We start from the raw sequence: 22,171 nt of genomic DNA, 5'->3' as shown, positions 1-22,171 counted from the left end.
CAGATAGATATCATCATGATGATAAACTACACTAAATCCTTACTTTCTATATTACTATCGAGCCCTACATGGAAGTTGAACTGCTAGAGATCCAACACTTTTTATCCCAATACCCTCCTTTTAATTTACTGCCTGAAGAGGCGATAAAAGAAGCGGCCCAAAGTGTCGAAATTTCTTATTATCGTGCAGAAAGCATGGTGATTGGCTTTGGTGATGAGATCAAAGATTTATACATGGTTCGCAGTGGCATTATCGAAGTCTACCGCCGAAATGGTGAGCTCTACAATCGATTAGATGAAGGCAGCATCTTTGGCCAAATGGGGCTATTGATGAATAATAAAGTGCGTTTTCCAGCGAAAGCTTTAAACGATTCTTTATTATATTGCATCCCTGAATCGGTATTTGATGATTTCTGTGAACGTTATGACGAATTCTCTGACTTTGTTGAAGTTGAAGATGCAACTCGCCTAAAACAAGCAGTAGAAAATAACCATGATGATGCGAATGATTTAACCACTTCGAAAGTAAAAACCTTACTGACTCGTGAAGCGGTTATGATCACCAAATATGAAACCATTCAATCCGCCGCAAAAACAATGGCGGAAGAGAATGTATCCGCAGTGTTAATTACCGATCCTGAAATCGATACTGACGAAGAAGATAATGACTTTGTCGGTATTATTACCGATCGAGATCTATGCACCAAGGTATTGGCCTGTGGTTTGGATTCTAACACACCAGTTTCTGAGGTAATGTCAACAGAGCTTATCTCACTCGATCATAATGCATATGTATTTGAAGCGATGCTGATGATGCTTCGCTACAACGTCCATCACCTTCCTGTGTTGCGAAATAAACAGCCCATTGGTGTTCTTGAAGTGTCCGACATTGTTCGCTATGAGTCTCAAAACAGCCTGTTATTTGTAAGTAGTATCTTCCAACAACAAACCATTGAAGACTTGGTGATTTTATCGACTCAGCTTAAAGATTGCTTTATCCGAATGGTGAATGAAGACGCAAACTCACACATGGTTGGTAGTGCTATGTCTGAGATTGGCCGAAGCTTTAAACAACGATTATTAGAACTCGCAGAAGAGGAACTTGGTCCACCGCCAGTGCCTTATTGTTTCTTAGCGCTTGGATCTATGGCTCGTGATGAGCAGTTAATTGTTACCGACCAAGACAACGCAATTATTTTAGATAATGACTACAACGAAAAAGAACATGGAGAGTACTTCAAAGCGTTATCTGCTTTTGTTTGTGATGGCTTAGCGGCTTGTGGTTACACCTATTGTACTGGCGATATCATGGCAACCAACCCTGAATGGCGTAAAACTCAGTCAGAATGGGAAGAGTGCTTTGCTGATTGGATTGATAACCCCGATCCTCAAGCCTTATTAAACAGCTCTATTTTCTTTGATTTAAATGGTGTTTATGGTCGTACAAAATGGGCAGAGCAACTTAATGGATTTATTGTTCGTCGAGCGAAAAAGAATAATCGCTTCCTTGCCTGTCTTGCTAGAAATGGATTGCGTCGAACACCACCATTAGGATTCTTTAAAGATTTTGTGATGGAGAAAGATGGTCGTCATAATAACTCTATCAATCTAAAACGTCGTGGTACTGCTCCGCTAGCAGATTTAATCCGTGTTCATGCCTTGGCTATTGGGTCTCAAGCTCAAAACTCATTTGAGCGTTTAGACGATATTATTGAAGCGGGGATTTTACCAAAATCAAAAGGCAGCGATCTTCACCATGCCATGGAGTTAATTTCGTTAGTCCGTTTACGACACCAAGCATTAGATGTAGAAGCTGGTAATGAGCCAGATAATAATATTGAGCCTGAAAACATGTCGGATTTTGAACGTCGAAACTTAAAAGATGCGTTTCAGGTACTGAGTAATGCTCAAAACTTTTTAAAATATCGCTATAGCGCGAATAAATTTTAGGAGTTAATGATGTTTCCCCATTCTCCTCAAGAAATTTTAAATTGGTCTTCTTTTTTTGATCACAAATTTCAAATTAGTAAAGATAAAAGGCTGAAGAACTTCTATAAGGCTGGTACTTACGATGAAGACACGCCACTCAATGAGATTGATTTTGTGGCACTGGACTTTGAAACCACAGGATTAGATGCCAATCAAAATAGTATTATTAGTATTGGTCTTGTTCCTTTTACCCTAAAGCGTATTCGTTGTCGTGAATCACAACATTGGTTTGTAAAAGCACAAGATAGCTTAGAGGAAGAGTCCGTGGTAATTCACGGCATTACTCATTCTGATTTACAAGATGCCCCTGATTTACGCCGTATTTTAGTTAAAGTACTCGACGCCTTGGCTGGGAAAGTCGTCGTGGTACATTATCGACGAATTGAACGTGATTTCTTTGATATTAACTTAAAAAATTTGATTGGTGAGGGCATTGTCTTCCCTGTTGTTGATACGATGCAAATCGAAGGTAACTACCAACAAGAGCAATCAAAGGGCCTAATCAATTGGCTTAAAGGAAAACGACCAGAGTCAATACGCTTGGCAACAACTCGCTTACGCTATGGCTTACCGGCTTACCCTCCTCATCATGCATTAACAGATGCAATTGCAACAGCCGAACTGTTTCAAGCACAAGTTCATTATCACTTCTCGCCGGGTGACCCAATTAAAAAGCTGTGGTTATAAACACAAAAAAAGCCGATGAAGACAATTATTCTTCATCGGCTTTTTATTGCGTTTTTACTTAATATGAAGAACTGTTGTGCTTCTCTGTTCTCATACCCATAAGTAAGCTGACACACATTACTAATAAAATAACGGTGAATGGTAGAGCTGTTGAGATTGCGCCTGCTTGTAATGCTTGAATTGCTTGAGTACCACCAACCCATAACAGAGCTACCGCAATAGCACCTTCCATAAAGGCCCAGAATACACGCTGTGGAATTGGCGCATCCACTTTACCACCCGCAGTAATGCTATCGATAACCAATGAGCCTGAGTCTGATGAGGTAATAAAGAACACCAAAACAAGAACAACAGCAATCATCGAAAGAATATTACCCATCGGTAAAGCATCAAACATTTGGAACATGGCTAAAGATACATCAGTTAACCCTTCTGAGCCCAACGTACCGATATTATTCACGACTTGATCAATCGCTACACCGCCAAAAATTGACATCCAAAGAACAGTGAAAATCGTTGGAACAATTAATACTGCCGTTAAAAACTCACGAACAGTACGCCCACGTGATACACGTGCGATAAACATACCTACAAATGGAGACCATGAAATCCACCACGCCCAGTAGAACACAGTCCAACCGTGCATCCACGCTTCATCTTCACGACCATGAGGGTTACTTAGAGGAATAATATTCTCCACATACCCCATGATGGTTGTTGGGATAGTACCCATAGAAACAGCAAACGTTACTAGGGCAACAAAAGCCACCAATACAATCGCAATGATCATATTAATGTTACTGATCACTTTAACGCCACCATCAATACCGCGCATTACCGAGATAACCGCTAATAAAGTAACAACAAAAATAATCGCAACTTGAAGCCCTAGACCACCATCAATACCAAATACATGGTGGAAACCACTTGCTGCTTGTTGAGCACCTAAACCTAATGAGGTCGCCAGACCAAATAAAGTCGCTAATACCGCTAAAATATCGACGATATGCCCAGGGATACCCCAAGTTCTATCACCAAGAATTGGATAGAAAATTGAACGCATTGAAAGCGGTAAACCTTTGTTATAAGCAAAGAACGCTAACGACAAGGCAACAACTCCATAAATAGCCCAAGGATGAAGACCCCAATGGAACATAGTCGCACCTAATGCAAGCTTTGCCGCTTCAGGTGTATTCGCTTCAACACCTAATGGCGTTTCAAACCAACCAGTAAAGTAAGCAACAGGCTCTGCTACTCCCCAGAACATAAGCCCAATACCCATGCCCGCAGCAAATAGCATTGCTAACCAAGAAACCATAGAATAGTCAGGTTTTGCTTTATCCCCACCAAGACGAATCTTACCAAATGGTGATACGATCAATGCTAAACAAAAAATAACAAAGATATTTGCTGACCACATAAATAAACCATCAAATGCGTTGATGATTTTCCATTTAAAGCCATCTAAAACCGTTTTTGCTGCTTCAGGATCGGTTACCGCAACGGCAATTAAGAAGAGGGCGATCAGACCAGCACTGATGCCGAAGACGGGATTGTGAACATCAAACCCCCATTTTTGAACGTTATCCTGTCCAACAGTATAGTCCGTATTATCTATACTGTATTTGTCCTTATTTCTACTCATTATTCCTCACTTCGAGTTGATACTCTCTGTTTTGGTTTAATTCAAATACTCACTGTAAATATTTAAACACACTCTTAGATCCTAACAACTGAGTGAATTATTGCCAGTAAAAGCGACAAATTAGTCAGAAAAACAACAAAATATGCCTAAAATCGTCAATGTAATACATGAAGCGTGTTTTACAGACGAAAAAAAAGCGATGAGTAAACCACCGCTTTTTTATTCATTTTATGCTATTTAGCCTTTGTAAATTTTCGGGTTAAACACATCTCTTAACCAGTCACCAAGCAAGTTAATAACTAACACTAACGTCACCAAAACTAACCCTGGAAAAGCAGTAATCCACCACGAACCAGAAAAAATATAGTTAAATCCAATACTGATTAATGATCCTAACGAAGGCTGATCAACTGGCAAACCTAACCCTAAGAAAGAGAGTGCCGCTTCTGACATGATCGCATTAGCAATCTGTACCGTTGAAATAACCAAAATTGGTGATAAACAGTTAGGTAGAATATGGCGGAACATAATACGAGGAGAACGAAAACCCATCACTTTTGCCGCTTCTACATACTCTTTCTTTTTCTCTGCCAGTACCGACGCACGGATAGTACGTGCATACTGTGGCCATTCAGCAACACCAATGATCACTACCAACATAATCACAGCATATTGACTGAAGAATTCGGTTCCAAAACTTGCCTTAAAGATAGCCGAAACAATGATCGCAACCATCATGGTCGAGAATGATAATTGCACATCGGCAAAGCGCATTAAAAAGCTATCAATTCGTCCACCAAAATAGCCTGCAGACAATCCAATAATAATACCGAGAGTTAACTGTACCGCTACCGCTAAGAAGCCAATCGTCAATGATAAACGTGAACCGTATAAAATGGTTGATAGTACATCACGACCTTGGTCATCCGTACCAAGAAGAAAACGTTCATCTCCCTCCTCCATCCAAGACGGTGGAAGTTCTGAATCCATAATATCAATTGCGCTTAAATCATATGGATTAGTTGGCGCAATGACAGGTGACAATAGTGCCCCAAGCACAAAAGTTAAAAAGACGGCAAAACTAAACATGGCGACTTTATCGCGCAGGAAATAATACAAAAAATCAGATGACTTAAATCGTTCCCAACGTGTTGGAACGTGGTTTGTTGTGGTATCCATGATTACGCTCCTTTCCCTGTAATATCTACCGTTGGGTTAATTAATCCATATAACAAATCAACAATGGTGTTTGTTACTACAAAGATTAAGCCCACAAAGATGACGTAAGCGGTAATCAATGGTGTATCTACACGGTTAATCGCCTCTAAGAATAAGAAGCCTGTTCCCGGCCACTGGAATACGGTTTCAGTAAGAATGGTATAAGCCACCATAGTGCCAATCTGAACACCACCTACAGTTAATACTGGCAGCATGGTATTTTTAAGAGCATGTTGGTAATAAATTTTATTTGTTGCAATGCCTTTTGCTTTAGAAAATTTAATGTATTCAGAGCTCAGCACTTCTAGCATTTCAGAGCGAACCAAACGAATAAAAAGAGGAAGCATGATTGAAGCAAGGGAAATACAAGGCAATACCAAGTGAGCCAATCCATCAATGGTAAAAAAGCCTGATTCCCAACCTAATAAATTATAGGTTTCACCTCGTCCATAAGACGGTAGCCAATTTAATTCGATAGAGAATACGTACATCAACATAATTGCCGTTAGGAACACAGGTATCGATATACCAATACTACTGAACGCCATTATCGCTTTTGTGAAAATACTTTTTGGATGAATAGCCGAATAAACACCAAGAGGTATCGAAAGAAATATAATAATAATTGCCGCCCCTAATACTAATTCAAGGGTCGCGACTAATTTATCAAGAATCACTTCTACCGCTGGTTTTTTGAAAAAATATGACGTGCCCAAGTCACCTTGAACCGCATTAGTAATAAAACGAGTGTACTTTGTGATAAATGGGTCATTTAACCCTAAATCGTCTCTCAGAGCTTGACGCTCAGCTTCTGAAACGGATTGCCCAACCAATTCACGTAACGGGTCACCCAAATTATCTTGGATGGAAAACGCAACCAGACTGATCACAAACATCACTATCAGTGCCTGAAACAGGCGCTTGACCAGAAACGTAAACATTCCTTGTCCCCTTCTTAATCCTAAAAATGATATAGAAAATATATCCATATCTAACAAATTGTTGGTATTACTTTTTTATCAATGAATCTCTTATGACGAATAAAGGTTGCCCTGAATATCAGGACAACCTTTTTACAGACAGTTACTTAACGACTAAATCGCCAAAGTATGGGTACTCCATTGCATTTACGATTGGTTTGATATCAATATTAGATTTCGCGCCCCACGCAAGATTTTGCCAATGCAGTGGAACAAACGCCGCATCGTTATACAGTGTATCTTCTACTGTTTTTAGCATTGTGCTACGTTTTGCAGGATCCGTTTCCACATTTGCCGCTTCAACTAAACGGTCAACTTCTGGGTTTGAGTAATGACCACAGTTGTACTGACCTTTACCTGTTTCTTCATTACGAGTCATTGTTAGGAACTCAGAGAAGTTTGCTGAATCTTCAGTATCTGAATGCCAACCGATCATCATCATGTCAGCAGAACACAAATCAAACTCTGGCCAGTACTGCGCTTTTGGTAATGTTTTTAAATCAACCTTGATACCAATCTTCGATAGCATCGCTGCTGCTGCTTGAGCAATTTTTGCATCATTAACATAACGGTTGTTTGGTGCCATCATGCTAAGTTTGAAGCCTTTTTCGTAACCCGCTTCTTTCATTAACTGTTTTGCTTTTTCTAGATCATAACGAGGCACTAACTCTGCATCATAACCTGAGTAACCAGAAGGACCTTGTTGACCAGCGGTAGTAGCGAAGCCTTTCATGATATTTTGCACAATACCTTCGTTATTAATCGCATGAACGATTGCCTGACGAACACGGACATCTTTTAGAGCTTCATTACTGTTCTGGTTCATTTGGAAGGTAATAATACGAGTACCAGGTAACGTAACTAACTCGATATCTTTGGTATTTTTCACTCGTTTGTGATCATTTGGAGCCACTGGAGCGATAATATCTACATCACCTGAAAGTAAAGCAGCAACACGTGTTGCATTTTCTTTTATTGGAACAAGAGTTAATTCATCTACGTTACCAGGTGAGTTGGTATCCCAGTAACCGTCGAAACGATCAAAAACAACTTTTACGCCTTGTTCACGAGATTTAACGACAAATGGACCGGTACCAGAGATGTGCGTTGAAGCGAATGAATTACCGTGTTTTACGATTTCAGACTTATCTTTACCCTCTTCTGTTTTTCCAGAATAGAACTTACTATCCATTGGGAAAAGGTATGTTGCTGTCTGTAAAACTAACGGATAAGCGCCTTTAGAAACAAGCTCAACGGTGTAATCATCAATTTTAACTAGCTTTTCATACGGTTCAAAAATCGCTTTAAAATCAGGCGAGTCTTTTAGACGATCAAAAGTCCAAACAACATCATCAGCTGTCATTTCATTACCTGAATGAAACTTAACGCCTTTACGTAGATTGAAGCGGAAGGTTTTGTCGTCAATACGTTCCCACTTTTCAGCAAGACGCGGTTCAAAGTCGAATGACTGCGTATAACGAACTAGGGGATCAAACACCATATGAGAAAGCTGTAGCGTACCACCGGATAATTGCTCATGCGGGTCAAGCGATACAGGATCGGCATCATAAGCAACGGTAATATCAAAATCTTGCTCAGCTGGTGTTAATTCTATCGCTTTTTGCTCCACCACTTTATCTGATGGTTTAAGTGCTAAATACGCACCACCTGCAATCACAAGCCCTATCGCTACTGCTATTTTACTTTTCATGGTCATTGCATAACTCCTTATGCGGGAATGTTTCCCTAGTTTGTTGTATTTGTACTTATTATTAGACGGTTTACACCGCAGTTGCGTTCTCTCTTAAACCTTTAAATTCAGGCATAAGTGAAATTAATTGTTTGCTGTATTCATGCTGAGGGTTGGTATAAAGGTTTTCTGTTGGAGCCACTTCTAATAAGGTTCCCATTTGCATCACACCAACGCGATCGCACATTTGACGAATAACAGGTAAATCGTGACTGATAAACAGCATGGTTAGATTTAACTCATCCTGTAAATCTTTTAATAAGTTGAGGATCTGTGCTTGTACCGATACATCCAAAGCTGACGTTGGTTCATCACAAATTAATAGTCGCGGTCGTGTTGCCAGTGCACGAGCAATAGAGATACGTTGGCGCTGACCACCTGAAAACTCATGTGGATACTTCAAGGCCGCCATTCGACCCAAACCGACGTGATCCAAAAGATCATTAACGATCTGTTGCGTTTCTGATTCTGAACGCGTTAATTTATGGAAGCGAATCGGCTCAGCGATGATATCGAAGATTTTCATGCGTGGATTCATTGAGGTGTATGGGTTTTGAAATACCATCTGCATTTGACGACGCATTGGGCGACGTTCTTTTTCAGATTTTAATGCGGTTAGATCAATCCCTTCAAAAGTGACCGAGCCAGAGTTAGGCGGATATAATCCTGAGATAATACGCGCAATGGTAGATTTACCTGACCCAGACTCTCCCACAAGACCAAACGTTTCACCTTCATGTATTTCAAAGCTGACATTATTTGATGCCTGAACGTATTCACGACGGCTTTCAAAAAATGAATCTTTGGTTATAAAGCGAAGGTTTACATTTTCAACCTTTAATAGAGGGCCTGTATATTCTCGCTGATCTTGGCTTTGTCCTAACCAATGGTTTTTTACATCAATCGGCTCATGCTCAATCGCCTCTTCGATATAACTAACAAGAGGAAAACGATCTAATTTGATGTCTGAACGAGGAACCGCGGAGATAAGACTGCGTGTGTATGAATGGTCAGGATCACCCAGAACTTTCTCTGTCTTACCAAACTCAACCAAGTCGCCACGGAACATTACTGCGACTTTATCAGTGACGTTCGATACGACACCCATATCATGGGTCACTAGCATACAACCTACGTTTTTCTTAACACATAAATCACGGATAAGACTTAAGATCTGATCTTGAATCGATACATCGAGTGCAGTCGTTGGTTCATCAGCAATAATAAGATCGGGCTCACCTGCTAAGGCTATCGCAATAACAACACGTTGGCGCATACCACCTGAAAATTGGTGTGGGTATTGTTTTAAGCGATTCTCTGGTTGTGGGATACCAACTTGTTCCATTAACGAAAGCGCACGTGCATAAGCTTCTTCTGCTGATACTTTTAAATTTGCGTGGATCGTTTCGGTTAACTGTTGTTCAACGGTGAATAAAGGATTGAGAGAGGTCATTGGGTCTTGAAAAATAAAACCAATTTTAGAGCCTCTAACTTTACGCATTTCTTCAGAAGTTAATCCTGATACTTTTTCGCCATCAAGAAAAACATCTCCTCCTGCGATAACTCCTGGGGGGCTCAGTAGATCAATAACGGCATTACCTACTGTCGACTTACCGGCTCCTGACTCACCAACAACACCAACAATCTCACCACGCTCAATTGAAAATGACAGTGACTTCACCGCAGCATGAACGCCATGACGAGATGGGTATTCAATACGTAAATTTTTAACTTCTAAAAGTGACATTATCAGACTCCGACTACTCGACAGCATCCTGCCCTGTCTGCACATTGATTCCATTCGAAACAACAATAAATGTTGTAACTTAACTAGGAAACCAATGTAGTCAATTATTCACATAAAAGCAACAATTAAAGAGCTTTAACCTATTTAATGCTAATTAAATGAATAAAAAATCATGAAGCATGAAAGTAAACCATTCAATCTCACTCTTAATACTCATTAGTGATGTAAGTAAAACAAGAACTTAATGACAAAAATAAAAATACTCATACAGTGATAAAATATTCAGGAAACCACCATGGTTTACATAATTAATCTTAACATTTTTAACAGTGTGATATTTTAATATGAGATAACTATTCAATAATTCATTTTGCAAATATGTAAGGTATCGATATATATAATGGATTTTATATACATAAGAAGATGGTATAACTACTTTAATCGTATTAAATAAGAAGAAGAGAAGAGCAAAATAATATAGCGATAATGTGATGATGGTGAGAATTTTCTATCTATCAGAAATGAAGAAAGCCTCGTCATTTCTGACGAGGCTTTTAATGTGGTCGGTGAAGAGGGATTCGAACCCCCGACCCTCTGGTCCCAAACCAGATGCGCTACCAAGCTGCGCTATTCACCGATGTTTTTGTTTGATTTATGGGATGTTACTTAAATCAAACTGGAAACTTATAAAAGCTACCAATAAATTAATGGGGTGGCTAACGAGATTCGAACTCGCGACCACCGGAATCACAATCCAGGGCTCTACCAACTGAGCTATAGCCACCACTAATTTTTTATATAACCGCTTATCGCGATTATTGAAATAGTGGTCGGTGAAGAGGGATTCGAACCCCCGACCCTCTGGTCCCAAACCAGATGCGCTACCAAGCTGCGCTATTCACCGACTTGTTTTCGTCTCGATTCTTGGGGTGTTGCTTGAATCAAAACTGGAAACTTATAAAAGCTACCAAAATAATGGGGTGGCTAACGAGATTCGAACTCGCGACCACCGGAATCACAATCCAGGGCTCTACCAACTGAGCTATAGCCACCACTACTTTTTTTGCCGTTAATTTGTAATCCGGATGGCACGCCCGAAAGGATTCGAACCTTCGACCTTTGGCTCCGGAGGCCAACGCTCTATCCAACTGAGCTACGGGCGTATACCCTATCGGCGGAGAGGAATAATACGGATCTGCGTGACCTTCGTCTAGTGTTTTTTTTACTTTTTTTGTCGTTTGGTCTCTTTTTCAACAATTCCTTGGTATTTATCCTCATTTTCTTTGGGTATAGTGGTTTATTGCAACAATTTAAGCAGATATAATCACTCAATATTTACACGAAGTTAACGAAGCTGTTTAACTAAATTCGTTTTTCTGCTCGGTAAATACAATAAAACGGGCTTAAGCCAATAATAATAACTGGGAGTGTAAAGTGAGCTTTATGGAAAAATCTATTCGTAACATCATTATTGCAACGGTTGCTGCATTAACTTTTTCAACTACCTCTTTTGCAGCAGGTAACTCTGACGATGCAATTGCTGAGCGAATTAAGCCAGTTGGTCAAGTTTATCTAGCAAGTGACGTGCCTGTGGTTGAAGAACCAACGGGCCCTCGTTCTGGCGAGCAAGTTTACAGTACTTTTTGTATTGCATGTCATGCCACTGGCGCAGCTGGTGCCCCAAAAACACAAGATGCAGCGGATTGGGCACCTCGTATAGCTAAGGGTATCGATACACTCAATAACCACGCTCTTAATGGTTTTAATGCAATGCCAGCTCGCGGCTCTTGTATGAATTGTTCTGATGATGAAGTTATTGCGGCGGTTGAGCATTTAATTAAAGGCTTATAACCTGATTATTATCTTCATTTAGATCAATCATAAAAAATGCCCACTGTATTATCAGTGGGTATTTTTGTGTCTGTTTACTTCTTAAGCATGGCTCTGAGATTAGCGATGTTTGCTTTTCCTCTTTCCATTCTTTCTTCTTGAGTCGGCTTTGGTTTTTTCATTTCCCAATCCAGATCATCATGTGGAAGCTCCTCCAAGAATCGACTTGGTTCTGGTCGAATCAATTCACCATACTGACGACGTTCTTTACATAATGTAAAGGTGAGCTCTTTTTGGGCTCGAGTGATCCCTACATAGGCCAATCGTCGCTCTTCTTCGACATTATCTTCATCAATGCTTACTTGGTGAGGCAAAATTCCCTCTTCTGCACCAATTAAATAAACGTATGGAAATTCCAAACCTTTAGAGGCATGCAAGGTCATTAGCTGAACTTGATCTGCACCATCTTCGTCTTCACCTCGCTCCATCATGTCCCGAAGAGTAAGGCGCTGTACCACCTCTTTTAATGTCTTCTCTTCATTATCGTAATTGTCACCTTCTAAATCAGCAACAATCCATGAATAGAGATCTGAGACGTTTTTCATTCTCATTTCAGCGGCTTTTGCACTGGTTGATGTTTCATACAACCAATCTTCATAATGAATGTCTTTTACTAACGAACGCACCGCTTCTACTGTATTACCTCGCTCAGCATTTTCAGAAATAGACACTATCCAATGAGAGAATCGACGTAAAGATTCTAAACCTCGTCCAGAAAGCGTTTGCTCTAAACCCAGTTCAAAACTTGCTTCAAATAAGCTTTTTCCTCTCATATTGGCATAGGTACCCAATTTTTCTAGAGTTACAGGGCCAATTTCACGACGAGGCGTATTCACCACTCGTAAAAAAGCATTATCATCATCTGGGTTTGTCAGTAAGCGTAGATAAGCCATGATGTCTTTAATCTCTGCACGCGCAAAAAATGAAGTGCCTCCTGAGATTTTATAGGGCACTCGGTTTTGCATTAACGATTTTTCAATCAAACGTGACTGATGATTACCTCGATATAGCACCGCATAATCTTTGTAATCTGTTCGATTCAAGAAGCGATGCGCTATCAACTCACCAACAACTCGCTCCGCTTCATGCTCATCATCTTTAGCGGTTAAAACCTTAATCTGCTCTCCATCTGGGATTTCAGAGAATAGACGTTTTTCAAATACGTGCGGATTATTGGCTATCAATATATTAGCCGCTCGCAAAATTCGGCTCGTTGAACGGTAGTTTTGCTCTAACTTTATGACACGCAAAGCTGGGTAATCTTCATTTAGAAGTACTAAGTTTTGAGGCTTTGCTCCACGCCATGAGTAAATTGACTGATCATCATCGCCCACCACGGTTAATCGCCCTCTTTCACCCACCAATAACTTAACTAATTCATATTGGCTTGTATTGGTGTCTTGATATTCATCAACCAGAAGATAGCGGATCTTCATTTGCCAGCGCTCTCGTACCTCTTGGTTATTACGAAGTAGAAGAACAGGAAGTGAAATTAAATCATCAAAATCAAGAGCGTTATACGCTTTCATTTGAGTGAGGTACATTTCATAGCAAAAAGCAAACAACTGATCTTGCTCTGAACGCGCAAAACCTTTGACTTGCGCTGGTGTCAACATGTCATTTTTCCAATTCGAGATACTACTCAATAACTGACGTAATAAATCTTTATCTCCATCGATCTGTTTTTCTGTTAATTCTTTTAATAGAGCAAGCTGGTCTTGATCATCAAATAATGAAAAACCAGCTTTTAAACCTAATATTTTGTATTCACGACGAATAATATCCAACCCAAGCGAGTGAAAGGTTGAAACCATTAATCCACGAGACTCTTGTTTACTAAGGGTTTGACCTACGCGCTCTTTCATTTCTCGAGCTGCTTTATTGGTAAACGTCACAGCAGCGATATTTCTTGCCTTATAGCCACACTGTTGAACTAAGTAGGCAATTTTATTGGTAATTACGCGAGTTTTACCCGAGCCTGCACCAGCCAATACTAAACATGGTCCAGAGACAAACTTTACGGCCTCATCTTGCTGTGGATTAAGTCTCATTAATCACCTATTAAATCGTTAATGAATATTTGCGCCTATAATAAAGCTGTCGTTGATGGAATACCATGTAAACCATCGAGGAAAAAGTGTGATCTTTACGTTTCTTGACACAAAAACAGATTACATTTTATTCATCGTAGCCTAAAATAATGAATGAACGTTCATTCATTTCATAAGGATCAGTTTATGAAGGAAAAGCGTCAGCTCATTCTTGAATCGGCTGAGCAATTATTAGCGACAGACGGGTTTCGTGGCTTATCCATGCAGAAGGTCGCTAACCAAGCCGGTGTTGCTGCTGGCACGATATATCGCTACTTTGATGATAAAGAAGCATTAATCGAAGAAATAAAATTGAATGTTATGCGACGTGTTGCATTTGCTATCCAAGAAAATGTACAAGATTCAGACCCAATTAAAGTCCGATTTCGTACTATGTGGCTTAACATTTGGCACTTTGCTATTTCAGAGAAGAATACTTTTTTGAATCGTAATCAATACGACTCACTCCCTTCTTCTGATCTAGTAAAATTTAAGGAACTAGAGGAAGAAATGTTTGCCCAAGTAAACCAACTCTTTATTGATGGACTTGAGCAAGGCGTATTTAAACCTCTAAGTGTAGAAATATTAACTGGCCTGAGCTTAGAAGCGAGTGTTTGTTTAGCTCGTAAGCATGCTCAAGGTTTTTTTACTTTAACAAACGATGATCTCGATGCGGCTATTGAAGCTAGCTGGGATGCCATTATCAAACACTAATTCGGAGTTCTAATCAGAATGAAAAAGTGGACTTTCTTTATGTTGCTTCTTGCACTACTTCTTTTCGGTAGTGTGATTGGTTTTAACATGTTTAAACAACAAAAAATCGCTGAGTATATGGCTAACCGACCAGAGCCCGAGTTCCCTGTTACGGTTGAAACCATTGCTTCATCTCATTGGACTCCAACTATTGAAGCTATCGGCTTTATTGAACCTAACCAAGGTGTCACGTTAACAACTGAAGTTAATGGCATCATTGATAAAATTTCGTTTGATTCTGGCAGCCAAGTAAAAAAAGGCCAAGTATTAGTTTCTCTTGATTCTAAAGTAGAAAAGGCAAACTTAAAGAGTACTGAAGCGCGCCTTCCTGCAGCTGAAGCTAAATATAAACGTTATAAAGGCTTATACAAGAAAGGTTCTATTTCAAAAGAAGCATACGATGAAGCAGAAGCAAATTACTTCTCTCTTGCTGCTGATATTGAAGGCATGAAAGCATCTATTGATCGTCGTGAAATCAAAGCGCCTTTCAGCGGTGTAATTGGTATTCGTAATGTATATCTTGGCCAATATTTACAACCAAGTACTGACATCGTTCGTTTAGAAGACACAAGTATCATGCGTTTACGCTTTACTGTTCCTCAAACAGACATCTCACGCATTAATATTGGACAAGAAATCGATATTTCAATTGATTCTTACCCTGCGGACATCTTCAAAGGCTCAATTAGTGCTATTGAACCTGCGGTAAATATTCAAAGTGGTTTAATCGAAGTTCAAGCTGATATCCCTAATAACGGTGGAAAACTGCGTAGTGGTATGTTTGCTCGCGCTGAAATTATTCTACCTACATTAGAAAACCAAGTGGTAATTCCTCAAACTTCAATTACCTATACGCTTTATGGTGATAACGTTTATCTTGTCACTGAAAAAGACGGCGTAAAACGCGTTCAACAGCACGTTGTAAAAGTAGGTGAGCGTTCAGAAGCAATTGCTCATATTCTTGAAGGTGTTAAACCTGGCGATGTAGTTGTAACTACAGGTCAAGTTCGTTTAAGCAATGATGCGAAAGTTCGTATTGTGGAAAGCGACGCGACAACACCACCTGCTGAAACACCAATGCTGTAATCGGAGGAACTATGCGCTTTACTGATGTTTTTATTAAACGTCCAGTTTTAGCGGTATCGATCAGCTTTTTGATTGCTTTGCTTGGTATTCAAGCAATTTTCAAAATGCAAGTTCGTGAATACCCTGAAATGACGAATACCGTTGTAACGGTAACAACCAGCTATTACGGTGCGAGTGCTGACCTTATTCAAGGCTTCATAACTCAACCCTTAGAACAAGCGGTTGCCCAAGCAGATAATATTGACTTTATGACCTCACAATCGGTAATGGGACAATCAACCATTACGGTTACGATGAAGTTAAACACTGACCCAAATGCAGCCTTGTCTGATATTTTGGCTAAGACAAACTCTGTACGATCTCAACTACCAAAAGAGTCTGAAGATCCAACAGTAACCATGTCTACAGGGTCGACAACTTCTGTTCTTTATATTGGTTTTACAAGTGATGAGTTAGTATCAAGTCAAATTACCGATTACTTAGAGCGAGTTGTTAACCCTCAGCTATTTACTGTTAATGGTGTTTCAAAAGTAGATCTTTATGGTGGTATGAAGTATGCACTGCGTATCTGGCTAGACCCAGCACGTATGGCTGCTATTGATATGACGGCAACGGATGTTATGGGTGTTTTAAGTGCCAATAACTTTCAATCTGCTGCTGGTCAAGCTACGGGGGAATTTGTTCTTTATAACGGCAGTGCTGATACTCAAGTTTCTAATGTTGAAGAATTAGAAAATCTTGTTATTAGAACGAGTGATGGGGAAATTGTTCGCCTGAGCGATATCGCAAAAGTTTCTCTTGAAAAGAGCCATGACGTTTATCGTGCAAGTGCTAACGGACAAGAAGCCGTTGTTGCTGCGATAAATGCCGCTCCAAGTGCTAACCCGATTAACATTGCCGCTGATGTACTTGAGCTTCTTCCTCAATTAGAGAAGAACTTACCAAGTAATATCAAAATGAACATCATGTATGACTCTACGATTGCAATTAATGAGTCTATTCATGAAGTAATTAAAACCATCATTGAAGCTGCATTAATCGTACTGATCGTTATTACGTTATTCTTAGGTTCTTTCCGAGCAGTTATTATCCCGATTGTAACCATCCCATTATCACTTATTGGTGTGGCAATGGTAATGCAAGCTATGGGATTCTCTTGGAACTTGATGACTCTATTAGCAATGGTTCTTGCAATCGGCTTGGTGGTAGATGATGCTATCGTTGTTTTAGAAAACGTCGACCGTCATATCAAGTTAGGCGAAACCCCTTTCCGAGCGGCAATTATCGGTACTCGTGAAATTGCGGTTCCGGTTATTGCAATGACATTAACGCTTGGTGCGGTATATGCTCCAATCGCAATGATGGGTGGTATTACAGGCTCTCTATTTAAAGAGTTTGCACTAACGCTAGCAGGTTCGGTATTTGTTTCCGGTATCGTAGCATTAACACTGTCTCCGATGATGTGTTCTAAAATGCTAGTGGCAAATGAAGAGCCAAATCGCTTTGAGAAAAAAGTACATCATATTTTAGATGGGATGAGTGATCGTTATGAGGTAATGCTAAACACAATCATGACTCGCCGCCCTGTAATTATTGGTTTTGCTGTTATTGTTTTTGCTACCCTTCCGTTGTTATTTAAGTTCATTCCAAGTGAACTGGCACCATCGGAAGATAAAGGGGTAATCATGTTGATGGGTACAGCTCCTTCAACAGCAAACCTTGATTACATGCAGAATACGATGAATGATGTAAATAAAATTTTGTCAAATCAACCAGAGGTTGCCTTTGCTCAAGTATTTACAGGTGTGCCTAATGCAAACCAAGCGTTTGGTATCGCATCAATGGTTCCTTGGAGTGAGCGAACAACAAGCCAGGCTGAAGTAGCTAAACGTGTTGGTGAGTTAGTACAGGATATTCCTGGAATGGCAGTAACAGCCTTCCAAATGCCTGAACTACCAGGTGCAGGTTCTGGTCTTCCAATTCAATTTGTTATTACAACACCAAATAGTTTTGAAAGCTTATTCCAAATCGCCACTGAAGTACTAACAAGCGTTAAAGGTAGCCCACTGTTTGTTTACTCTGATCTTGATTTGAATTTTGATTCAGCAACAATGAAGATCAACATAGATAAAGATAAAGCTGGCGCTTACGGTATTACCATGCAAGATATTGGTATTACACTAAGTACAATGATGGCAGATGGTTACGTTAACCGAATCGATCTTAGCGGACGTTCGTATGAGGTTATCCCTCAAGTAGAGCGTAAATACCGCCTTAACCCTGAATCAATGAACAACTACTATGTTCGTTCAACCAGCGGTGAAGCCGTTCCTCTTGGCAGTTTAATCTCTATTGATGTTGTTGCTGAACCAAGGTCACTGCCTCACTTCAACCAATTAAACTCAGCGACTATTGGTGCAGTACCCTCTCCAGGTATCGCTATGGGTGATGCGATTGTATGGTTTGAAGATTTGGCGGCTAGCACACTACCAAGTGGCTATAACCATGACTATATGGGTGAAGCTCGTCAATACGTAACTGAAGGTAGCGCACTATACGCTACGTTTGGCTTGGCACTAGCTATCATCTTCTTGGTTCTTGCTATTCAATTTGAATCAGTACGAGATCCATTGGTAATCATGGTTTCTGTTCCACTCGCTATTTGTGGTGCTTTAATCGCTCTTGCATGGGGTGCCGCGACAATGAATATCTACTCTCAAGTTGGTTTGATTACGCTTGTAGGCTTGATTACTAAGCATGGTATTCTTATTTGTGAAGTGGCAAAAGAAGAGCAACTCCATCACCTCAAGAATCGTATGGAAGCCGTAACTGAAGCTGCTAAAGTTCGTCTACGTCCAATCCTAATGACGACTGCGGCAATGATTGCAGGTCTAATCCCACTGATGTATGCCTCAGGTGCAGGTGCTGCTCAACGTTTCAGTATCGGTATTGTTATCGTTGCTGGCTTAGCAATTGGTACGTTATTTACATTATTCGTACTACCTGTCATCTACAGCTACTTAGCAAGTGAACATAAACCATTACCTGTTTTTGAAGAAGGTAAAGAGATTAAAGAGTCTTAATGACGATTTAAAAATTAAAGGCTACTTCGGTAGCCTTTTTTTTATTTGACTAGCGACAATTGGCAAGGCTTTACTTAAAATAAAGAAAAGTATTCAATTAAGGGTAAATGATGTTTGATCCAAAAAAATTAGAGCAAGTTGCAAAACAAATTCATGACTCAATGCCTCAACCAGTTAAAGAGTTAGGCAGCGATGTTGAGCAAAAAGTACGTCAGGTTATCCAAGGGCAACTAAACAAATTTGATGTGGTAAGTAGAGAGGAATTTGATGTTCAAACTCAAGTCCTACTACGCACTCGTCAAAAACTAACAGTAATGGAACAAAAGCTTGCTGAGTTAGAAGAAAAACTGTCAGAAAAGTAGTTTTGATATGTTCATAATTTACACATAAAAAAATGGCTTAACCATCATAGGTTAAGCCATTTTTATGTTCATTTGGTACTAATTAACCGCCAACTGCAATGCGTTTCATATCACTCATATAGCTGCGTAGCTCTTCACCAATATATTCAACTGGGTGGTTACGAATTGCTTCGTTAACAGCAATCAGAGTTGCATTATCTACCTGGTTTGATATTTCACCTAAACCACGACCAATAACGTCTGTTTCAACTGAAGGCATAAACTTCTCACGAAGTAATGGTGTTGCTACATTAGCGAACAGATAGTTACCATATTCAGCCGTATCAGAAATAACAACATTCATTTCATATAGACGCTTACGTGCAACTGTATTTGCAATCAGCGGCAACTCATGTAGAGATTCATAATAAGCCGATTCATCAATGATACCAGAAGCCGTCATTGCTTCGAATGCAAGCTCAACACCAGCGCGAACCATCGCAACTAAAAGAATACCATTATCAAAGTATTCCTGCTCTGAGATTTCTACATCCGATTCTGGGTAATTTTCAAATGCTGTTTGGCCTGTTTCTTCACGCCAACCTAATAGATTTACGTCATCATTAGCCCAATCAGCCATCATTGTACGAGAAAATTCACCTTGGATGATGTCATCCATGTGTTTATTATAAAGAGGACGCATTAAGTCTTTTAGTTCTTCTGAAAGCTCAAATGCTTTTACTTTTGCAGGGTTTGATAAACGATCCATCATATGAGTTACGCCACCAAACTTTAGTGCTTCAGTGATTGTTTCCCAACCGTACTGAAGAAGTTTACCGGCATAGCCTGGTTCAATGCCATCAGCGATCATTTTTTCATAAGATACAATAGAGCCAGCTTGTAACATACCACACAGGATAGTTTGCTCACCCATTAAGTCTGACTTAACTTCAGCAACAAAAGAAGACTCAAGACAACCAGCACGGTGACCACCAGTACCAGCAGCCCAAGCTTTCGCTATATCCCAGCCTTCACCTTTAGGGTCATTTTCAGGATGAACAGCGATTAGTGTTGGAACACCAAAGCCACGCTTATATTCTTCACGTACTTCTGTACCAGGACACTTAGGAGCAACCATAACTACTGTTAAGTCTTTACGGATTTGCATACCCTCCTCAACAACATTAAAGCCGTGAGAATAACCTAGCGCTGCACCTTCCTTCATTAAAGGCATAACCGTTTCAACAACATTTGTATGTTGCTTATCTGGAGTTAGGTTAACAACAAGATCGGCTTGAGGAATTAAATTTTCATAGCTATCTACTACAAAATTATTTTCTTTCGCGTTTTTATATGACTGGCGCTGCTCATCAATTGCAGCTTGACGCAATGCATAAGCTACATCTAAACCTGAATCTCGCATATTAAGACCTTGGTTAAGACCTTGTGCACCACAACCTACAATAACCACCTTTTTACCTTTAAGGTAATCAGCCTCTGTTGCAAATTCTTCGCGGTCCATAAAGCGACAACGACCTAGCTGATCCAGTTGTTCACGTAAATTTAGCGTATTAAAGTAGTTAGCCATGATAAAACTCCATAAATATCATTTAATCCATTAGGATGATCTTGTGTATAAAAAGATAATAACGAAAGATTAACATTGTCAAAAGTGATATATTAGCAACACATGATTGCAAAATTGACAACACAAAATGAATATAAAACTTTTACAAACATTCCTACATCTTTGCGAAAGTCATAGCTTTACTCAGACATCAAAAGCAATGCATCTGAGTCCATCAGCATTAAGCCGGCAAGTTCAAAAGCTAGAAGATGAAATTGGACACCCGTTATTTATTAGAGATAATCGAAGTGTTGAATTAACCACTGCGGCAAAACAACTTATTCCAGTAGCTTTGAATATCTGTTCAGAATGGAGTGGCTACAAAGCAAGTTCCAATATTGTAAATAATACCCTCAAGGGACAACTCAATTTATTCTGTTCAGTGACAGCTAGCTACAGTCACCTCCCTCAATTATTAAATGATTTTAAAGTTAACTATCCGCACATTGATATTAAGCTATCTACTGGAGATCCTGCTCAAGCAATTGATAAAATTGAATCCTCTGAGGTTGATATTGCTATTTCTGCACTACCTGAAAAATTATCAAACAAACTCGCTTTTGAAATTATTAGTGAAATTCCACTCTCCATCATCGCTCCAATAGGCAATAATCATTTTATTAGTGAAATTAATAAAGAAACAACAAACTGGAAATCATTACCATTTATCCTTCCAGAATCAGGGACTGCAAGAAATAGAGCAAATCAATGGTTTAAAGATCAAAAGATTAAACCAACTATTTATGCACAAGTATCAGGACACGAAGCAATTGTTAGTATGGTCGCATTAGGATGTGGAATTGGTATAGCACCAGACGTAGTAATAAATAACAGTCCAGTAAAAGATAAGGTTCAGCGTTTAAACATATCACCCATAGCGCCTTTTAAATTGGGCTTATGCTGTAAGAAGTCAAAATTAAATGACTCAGTCATTCAGGCGCTATGGCAAGTAGCCGAAAATACATTTATTTGATGGTTAAAACGAAAAAAGGCTTCCCAATGGGAAGCCTTTAAGAATTTGAGCCTAGCGATGTCCTACTCTCACATGGGGAAACCCCACACTACCATCGGCGCTATTACGTTTCACTTCTGAGTTCGGCATGGGATCAGGTGGGTCCATAACGCTATGGTCGCTAAGCAAAATCTGTTAGTAAATGGTGCTGATACCCAGACTCGAACTGGGGACCTCACCCTTACCAAGGGTGCGCTCTACCGGGCTGAGCTATATCAGCAATACTATTTACTTATGTAATCGAAAAAAAGCCATCCAAAGGATGGCTTTTTTA

The 22,171-nt window shown here is 39.7% G+C and carries 15 protein-coding genes, 6 tRNA genes and 1 rRNA gene; 8 read left to right on the top strand and 14 right to left on the bottom strand.

Annotated elements, in window-relative coordinates; genetic code table 11:
* The first annotated feature begins 68 nt into the window (after window positions 1–68).
* Window positions 69–1,949: a DUF294 nucleotidyltransferase-like domain-containing protein gene (locus PVK70_RS13550; RefSeq protein WP_130048591.1), complete on the top strand. Its 1,881-nt coding sequence runs from the start codon at window positions 69–71 to the stop codon at window positions 1,947–1,949.
* A 9-nt stretch (window positions 1,950–1,958) separates the two neighbouring features.
* Window positions 1,959–2,675 (top strand): 3'-5' exonuclease, encoded by a 717-nt coding sequence (locus tag PVK70_RS13545; protein ID WP_130048606.1) that lies wholly within the window; start codon window positions 1,959–1,961, stop codon window positions 2,673–2,675.
* Window positions 2,676–2,733: 58 nt separating this feature from the next.
* Here the strand turns inward: PVK70_RS13545 and PVK70_RS13540 are convergent, their stop codons facing one another.
* From PVK70_RS13540 to PVK70_RS13495, 10 genes are all read right to left on the bottom strand, one after another.
* A complete protein-coding gene (locus tag PVK70_RS13540) occupies window positions 2,734–4,320 on the bottom strand; it encodes a BCCT family transporter (protein WP_130048592.1) in 1,587 nt (528 codons plus the stop codon).
* 237 nt (window positions 4,321–4,557) lie between these two features.
* Complete coding sequence (locus PVK70_RS13535; RefSeq protein ID WP_130048593.1) at window positions 4,558–5,499, bottom strand: ABC transporter permease; 942 nt, start codon at window positions 5,497–5,499, stop codon at window positions 4,558–4,560.
* 2 nt (window positions 5,500–5,501) lie between these two features.
* A complete protein-coding gene (locus PVK70_RS13530; protein ID WP_130045646.1) occupies window positions 5,502–6,479 on the bottom strand; it encodes an ABC transporter permease in 978 nt (325 codons plus the stop codon).
* 142 nt (window positions 6,480–6,621) lie between these two features.
* On the bottom strand, window positions 6,622–8,235 hold the full coding sequence (locus tag PVK70_RS13525; protein WP_130048594.1) for an ABC transporter substrate-binding protein: 1,614 nt from the start codon (window positions 8,233–8,235) through the stop codon (window positions 6,622–6,624).
* A gap of 64 nt (window positions 8,236–8,299) precedes the next feature.
* Entirely contained in the window at window positions 8,300–10,015 is a 1,716-nt protein-coding gene (locus PVK70_RS13520; protein ID WP_165367208.1) for a dipeptide ABC transporter ATP-binding protein, read from the bottom strand.
* A gap of 560 nt (window positions 10,016–10,575) precedes the next feature.
* A tRNA-Pro gene (locus tag PVK70_RS13515) sits at window positions 10,576–10,652 on the bottom strand.
* A gap of 71 nt (window positions 10,653–10,723) precedes the next feature.
* Window positions 10,724–10,799: transfer RNA gene (locus PVK70_RS13510), tRNA-His, on the bottom strand.
* Window positions 10,800–10,842: 43 nt separating this feature from the next.
* Window positions 10,843–10,919, bottom strand: a tRNA-Pro gene (locus tag PVK70_RS13505).
* Between the two features lie 72 nt (window positions 10,920–10,991).
* Window positions 10,992–11,067: transfer RNA gene (locus PVK70_RS13500), tRNA-His, on the bottom strand.
* 34 nt (window positions 11,068–11,101) lie between these two features.
* Window positions 11,102–11,178, bottom strand: a tRNA-Arg gene (locus PVK70_RS13495).
* A gap of 280 nt (window positions 11,179–11,458) precedes the next feature.
* Between PVK70_RS13495 and PVK70_RS13490 the strand changes: the two genes are divergently transcribed.
* Window positions 11,459–11,866: a c-type cytochrome gene (locus PVK70_RS13490; RefSeq protein WP_130048596.1), complete on the top strand. Its 408-nt coding sequence runs from the start codon at window positions 11,459–11,461 to the stop codon at window positions 11,864–11,866.
* Between the two features lie 74 nt (window positions 11,867–11,940).
* Here the strand turns inward: PVK70_RS13490 and rep are convergent, their stop codons facing one another.
* Window positions 11,941–13,956 (bottom strand): DNA helicase Rep, encoded by a 2,016-nt coding sequence (gene rep / locus PVK70_RS13485; RefSeq protein WP_130048597.1) that lies wholly within the window; start codon window positions 13,954–13,956, stop codon window positions 11,941–11,943.
* Between the two features lie 186 nt (window positions 13,957–14,142).
* Between rep and PVK70_RS13480 the strand changes: the two genes are divergently transcribed.
* The 4 genes from PVK70_RS13480 to ubiK all read left to right on the top strand — a co-directional run bounded on the left by PVK70_RS13480 (window position 14,143) and on the right by ubiK (window position 19,279).
* Window positions 14,143–14,709 (top strand): TetR/AcrR family transcriptional regulator, encoded by a 567-nt coding sequence (locus PVK70_RS13480; RefSeq protein ID WP_130048598.1) that lies wholly within the window; start codon window positions 14,143–14,145, stop codon window positions 14,707–14,709.
* 18 nt (window positions 14,710–14,727) lie between these two features.
* A complete protein-coding gene (locus tag PVK70_RS13475; protein ID WP_130045641.1) occupies window positions 14,728–15,834 on the top strand; it encodes an efflux RND transporter periplasmic adaptor subunit in 1,107 nt (368 codons plus the stop codon).
* 11 nt (window positions 15,835–15,845) lie between these two features.
* The gene (locus tag PVK70_RS13470) at window positions 15,846–18,917 is read left to right on the top strand and encodes a multidrug efflux RND transporter permease subunit (RefSeq protein ID WP_130048599.1); all 3,072 of its coding nucleotides are present in this window, start codon (window positions 15,846–15,848) and stop codon (window positions 18,915–18,917) included.
* A gap of 110 nt (window positions 18,918–19,027) precedes the next feature.
* Complete coding sequence (gene ubiK, locus PVK70_RS13465; protein ID WP_130048600.1) at window positions 19,028–19,279, top strand: ubiquinone biosynthesis accessory factor UbiK; 252 nt, start codon at window positions 19,028–19,030, stop codon at window positions 19,277–19,279.
* 82 nt (window positions 19,280–19,361) lie between these two features.
* On the opposite strand, the gene ilvC is transcribed toward ubiK, so the two are convergent.
* The gene (gene ilvC, locus PVK70_RS13460) at window positions 19,362–20,846 is read right to left on the bottom strand and encodes a ketol-acid reductoisomerase (RefSeq protein ID WP_130048601.1); all 1,485 of its coding nucleotides are present in this window, start codon (window positions 20,844–20,846) and stop codon (window positions 19,362–19,364) included.
* 127 nt (window positions 20,847–20,973) lie between these two features.
* Here ilvC and ilvY point away from each other — a divergent pair, with 127 nt between their 5' ends.
* A complete protein-coding gene (ilvY, locus tag PVK70_RS13455; RefSeq protein WP_130045637.1) occupies window positions 20,974–21,858 on the top strand; it encodes an HTH-type transcriptional activator IlvY in 885 nt (294 codons plus the stop codon).
* 49 nt (window positions 21,859–21,907) lie between these two features.
* Here the strand turns inward: ilvY and rrf are convergent.
* Window positions 21,908–22,023 (bottom strand): 5S ribosomal RNA (rrf, locus tag PVK70_RS13450).
* A 17-nt stretch (window positions 22,024–22,040) separates the two neighbouring features.
* A tRNA-Thr gene (locus PVK70_RS13445) sits at window positions 22,041–22,117 on the bottom strand.
* Between the last annotated feature and the right edge of the window lie 54 nt (window positions 22,118–22,171).

It is taken from the genome of Aliivibrio sp. A6 (genome assembly GCF_028765505.1).
GTDB classification, from domain to species: Bacteria; Pseudomonadota; Gammaproteobacteria; order Enterobacterales; family Vibrionaceae; genus Aliivibrio; species Aliivibrio finisterrensis_A.
This window is presented reverse-complemented; position numbering and strand designations above follow the sequence as displayed.

What these genes read in the sequence shown, in the direction of transcription:
- PVK70_RS13550 (WP_130048591.1), top strand. Translation starts at nt 69, where the DNA reads ATGGAAGTTGAACTGCTAGAGATCCAACACTTTTTATCCCAATACCCT.
- PVK70_RS13545 (WP_130048606.1), top strand. Translation starts at nt 1,959, where the DNA reads ATGTTTCCCCATTCTCCTCAAGAAATTTTAAATTGGTCTTCTTTTTTT.
- PVK70_RS13540 (WP_130048592.1), bottom strand. Translation starts at nt 4,320, where the DNA reads ATGAGTAGAAATAAGGACAAATACAGTATAGATAATACGGACTATACT.
- PVK70_RS13535 (WP_130048593.1), bottom strand. Translation starts at nt 5,499, where the DNA reads ATGGATACCACAACAAACCACGTTCCAACACGTTGGGAACGATTTAAG.
- PVK70_RS13530 (WP_130045646.1), bottom strand. Translation starts at nt 6,479, where the DNA reads ATGTTTACGTTTCTGGTCAAGCGCCTGTTTCAGGCACTGATAGTGATG.
- PVK70_RS13525 (WP_130048594.1), bottom strand. Translation starts at nt 8,235, where the DNA reads ATGACCATGAAAAGTAAAATAGCAGTAGCGATAGGGCTTGTGATTGCA.
- PVK70_RS13520 (WP_165367208.1), bottom strand. Translation starts at nt 10,015, where the DNA reads ATGTCACTTTTAGAAGTTAAAAATTTACGTATTGAATACCCATCTCGT.
- PVK70_RS13490 (WP_130048596.1), top strand. Translation starts at nt 11,459, where the DNA reads ATGGAAAAATCTATTCGTAACATCATTATTGCAACGGTTGCTGCATTA.
- rep (WP_130048597.1), bottom strand. Translation starts at nt 13,956, where the DNA reads ATGAGACTTAATCCACAGCAAGATGAGGCCGTAAAGTTTGTCTCTGGA.
- PVK70_RS13480 (WP_130048598.1), top strand. Translation starts at nt 14,143, where the DNA reads ATGAAGGAAAAGCGTCAGCTCATTCTTGAATCGGCTGAGCAATTATTA.
- PVK70_RS13475 (WP_130045641.1), top strand. Translation starts at nt 14,728, where the DNA reads ATGAAAAAGTGGACTTTCTTTATGTTGCTTCTTGCACTACTTCTTTTC.
- PVK70_RS13470 (WP_130048599.1), top strand. Translation starts at nt 15,846, where the DNA reads ATGCGCTTTACTGATGTTTTTATTAAACGTCCAGTTTTAGCGGTATCG.
- ubiK (WP_130048600.1), top strand. Translation starts at nt 19,028, where the DNA reads ATGTTTGATCCAAAAAAATTAGAGCAAGTTGCAAAACAAATTCATGAC.
- ilvC (WP_130048601.1), bottom strand. Translation starts at nt 20,846, where the DNA reads ATGGCTAACTACTTTAATACGCTAAATTTACGTGAACAACTGGATCAG.
- ilvY (WP_130045637.1), top strand. Translation starts at nt 20,974, where the DNA reads ATGAATATAAAACTTTTACAAACATTCCTACATCTTTGCGAAAGTCAT.